The sequence below is a fragment of the Moritella sp. genome (assembly GCF_033791185.1).
Taxonomy (GTDB): Bacteria; Pseudomonadota; Gammaproteobacteria; order Enterobacterales; family Moritellaceae; genus Moritella.
Genome location: NZ_JASJHF010000056.1, coordinates 1 through 2,631 on the forward strand (window position 1 = coordinate 1; position 2,631 = coordinate 2,631).

Genomic DNA, 2,631 nt, shown 5'->3' on the forward strand with positions numbered 1-2,631 from the left:
CATACCTTTCTTAAAGTATAAATTTATCACTTGGTAACCGTATTATAGTACCTCATACCTTTCTTAAAGTATAAATTTATCACTTGGTAACCGTATACTGTAGAGATGTATGCACCCAGTGGTTACGAATAAACGAGCGCAAGCATGCGATGCTCATAACAATATTTTCGAGCCACCAGGTGTACTTACTTCGATAACGAATACTCAGAGACTGTCGTAGCACCGACTCATCTATAATAATTTCGCAGAAGTAAGTTTGCATACCGATACCACTCTTTAACATTACAATAAAAGGATGTGAATATGAAGCAATTTCCTTCTCACTTTGTCGCGCATATTGGCCTTGACTGGTCAGATCGTAAACATGATATATGTTTAATCGCATCAGATTCAGATAAGTTTGAATACGATGTTATTAATCATTCCCCAGAATCTATCGAAGAATGGGCATTAGCACTTCAAAAGCGTTTTAATAATCAACCAATTGCCATTTGCCTTGAGTTGAAGGCAGGCCCGGTTGTTTATGCTTTATTGAAGTATAACTTTATTGTTCTGTTCCCTATACCACCGAAAGCCTTAGCCAAATACCGGGAAGCCTTTACTCAAAGTGGCGCTAAAGATGATCCAAGCGATGCTTTTCTACAATTGGATTATTTGTTAAAACATAAATCAGCATTAAAACCGCTGATGCCTGACAGTGAAGAAACACGTATAGTGCAACGGCTTTTTGAAGACCGGCGCGTGCTAGTGGACGATAAAGTGCGTCTGACTAATCGCATTACAGCAGCCCTCAAATCATATTATCCTCAGGCATTACAGTGGTTTGATGATATTGATACAAAAATATTCTGTGACTTTATCGAGCAGTGGCCAACGCTTAAACAGGTAAAGCGAGCACGACCATTAACGCTGTCTAAATTTTTTAAAGCACATCGTTGTGTGCGCCCAGCAGTAATAGAAATGCGAATTGAGGCGATTAAGTCTGCCATGCCATTAACAGAGGATGATGGTGTCATTATGCCTTTTCAGCGTCTTGTGCGAGCGCTGACATTACAGTTGAGCCAGTTACTGATAACGATCCATGAATACGATCTTGATATTGCCCAGCGATTTCGCAAACATGCTGACTATGAAATATTTGAATCACTGCCCGGTGCCGGCCCTGTATTCGGTCCTCGGCTCCTGGTTGCCTTTGGTACAAACAGAAAACGTTTTGATTCCCCCGATGAAGTTAACCGGTTATCTGGCGTTGCGCCTGTGTTAAAACGCAGCGGAAAATCGGCATGGGTTCATTGGCGTTATTCATGCCCAACGTTCTTACGACAAACATTTGTTGAATGGGCGAACCAAAGCATTCGATATTCTTTTTGGGCAAAAGAGTTTTATGATGAGAAGCGTGCGATGGGCAAATCTCATCAGGCAACGCTTAGGGCTTTAGCCTTCAAATGGATACGTATTATTTTTAGCTGCTGGAAAAACAAAACACCTTACGATGAATCGGCTTATTTATTTGCATTGAAAAGACGTAAAGCTATGGAAAATTAATACAAATATTCATAAAAAAGGGTTGACGTCGGACTCAGAGCATATTGTTAGCTGTGACGCTAGCCATTTTGATGAAACTCAATAACATTTTTATCTTGATCTCGAATAAAAAACATTACACCACCATTTGGTAATGTTATTGGGCCTTCAGTAATGTGGATACCTAGTATTTTTATTGATTCTTGTACTGATTCAATATCATTAACATCTAAAGCTACATGCGTATAACCGGGATATCTTTCTGTTACATCCATAAGAATATTTTCATCAGTTTTTGTATCAGCGTTTAGAATTAAATTTATATTTACACCTGATGGGTGCTCCATTATTGCAACTGGCTCAGGTCCAATGGTTCCAACGATAAATACAAAGCCAAGTTGCTCATAAAACGCTCTTGCGCTTTCAAGATTAGTTACTCTTATGCCTATATGATTGATACCAACTATTTCTTTCATATATTTACCCTTGTTTTTAAACAGCTAACAGTTTAATTAACGAGACCCCGTGTCTCGTTATACATTTTTAGCCGTGTCTATAATTCAGTAGTGAGCTCGATATCACCAGATGCATAACGATATGATTCCACAATTATCCTTTTAGCAACGATGAGTTCGTTGTCATTGCGAGGTGCATATACCAATACTTCTTTAACGCCACGGTCATAATACATATGTCTAACACCCCATTGCTTTTCCAGGATTTCATTCTCAATTGCCACATGGACAACAGTGTGAAAACTCCCATCTGCATGGAGGTGGCAAAATTCTCTACTGTTTGGTGGTGGCATAAAAGCGTCGTCATGCGCTGCTTGGACTTTTTCATCCAACCACAATGCTCTTGATGTTGGTACTGAAATTAATGTGTCATGTTCTCGCACATTTGGAAATGTGCTAAATGACCATTCTTTCAACTTCAATCGTATTTCATCAGACCCCAAATCAGAGAACTGTAGCTGAGGAGGTTCTTGTCCGATTTCAGGATGATTGCCTTCACGAATTGGAAGCTCAAATGTAGTACCCATGATTATCTCCATGTAGATTTTTTAAACGGCTCCGCGGTAGGAACGCCCGTTGCCGGGCGCCCCCC

The 2,631-nt window shown here is 39.9% G+C and carries 3 protein-coding genes; 1 reads left to right on the forward strand and 2 read right to left on the reverse strand.

The window, feature by feature from the left end; all coding sequences use genetic code 11:
• The first annotated feature begins 303 nt into the window (after positions 1–303).
• Complete coding sequence (locus tag QNK26_RS03545) at positions 304–1,545, forward strand: IS110 family transposase (protein WP_319220887.1); 1,242 nt, start codon at positions 304–306, stop codon at positions 1,543–1,545.
• 59 nt (positions 1,546–1,604) lie between these two features.
• Here the strand turns inward: QNK26_RS03545 and QNK26_RS03550 are convergent, their stop codons facing one another.
• Complete coding sequence (locus QNK26_RS03550; RefSeq protein ID WP_319220888.1) at positions 1,605–2,000, reverse strand: VOC family protein; 396 nt, start codon at positions 1,998–2,000, stop codon at positions 1,605–1,607.
• 77 nt (positions 2,001–2,077) lie between these two features.
• Positions 2,078–2,566, reverse strand: coding sequence for a hypothetical protein (locus QNK26_RS03555; protein WP_319220889.1), 489 nt, complete (start codon positions 2,564–2,566; stop codon positions 2,078–2,080).
• Between the last annotated feature and the right edge of the window lie 65 nt (positions 2,567–2,631).

What these genes read in the sequence shown, in the direction of transcription:
- QNK26_RS03545 (WP_319220887.1), top strand. Translation starts at nt 304, where the DNA reads ATGAAGCAATTTCCTTCTCACTTTGTCGCGCATATTGGCCTTGACTGG.
- QNK26_RS03550 (WP_319220888.1), bottom strand. Translation starts at nt 2,000, where the DNA reads ATGAAAGAAATAGTTGGTATCAATCATATAGGCATAAGAGTAACTAAT.
- QNK26_RS03555 (WP_319220889.1), bottom strand. Translation starts at nt 2,566, where the DNA reads ATGGGTACTACATTTGAGCTTCCAATTCGTGAAGGCAATCATCCTGAA.